Source organism: Candidatus Symbiothrix dinenymphae (genome assembly GCF_001431085.1).
On sequence record NZ_BBRU01000319.1, the window covers coordinates 1 to 514 of the forward strand.

Here is a 514-nt window from a genome sequence, read left to right on the forward strand (position 1 = left end):
CTCTTGTAGGTTATGAAATGTACAGTGAATTGATTTTAAGTTTAACTCAAAAATTTTTATGGGAATCGATAAGAGAGAAAGAGGAAATAACGAATGAAAGAATTACTCATTTTGTTGCTCAAAGCAAAAACGACAAATTGCTTTTTTTACCAGAAGACATTGCTAATAGTTACATAAAAGAATATAATCAAAGACAAACAATAATAATTGTACCTATTGCAGCAACAGGAAGCACTACTCATAAAATTGAAAAAGAAATAAGAAACCGTATTTACACACAAGAAAAAGACCGTATTTCTAAAGATAAACAAAATAGAAAGAGCTTAAAAGAAATAGAAGAAGAAGCGGAAAATTTGAGAGAGAAATATCCTTTTTTTTTACCGCGTTACAATATTATTTTGGCACAAGACCCCAGCGAGGAGTTTAAACTCTTAAGAAATCCAGATGATAGGCAAGAATCAATTATTAACCTTACTGCCAAATGGCATGAATAAAGAGATTGTAAATTATGTTA

The 514-nt window shown here is 29.8% G+C and carries 1 protein-coding gene; it reads left to right on the forward strand.

Going from position 1 to position 514, the window contains the following annotated elements; genetic code table 11:
- A partial coding sequence (locus tag ASC50_RS03910; RefSeq protein ID WP_158648395.1) for a hypothetical protein occupies positions 1-494 on the forward strand: 494 nt, incomplete at its 5' end.
- Between the last annotated feature and the right edge of the window lie 20 nt (positions 495-514).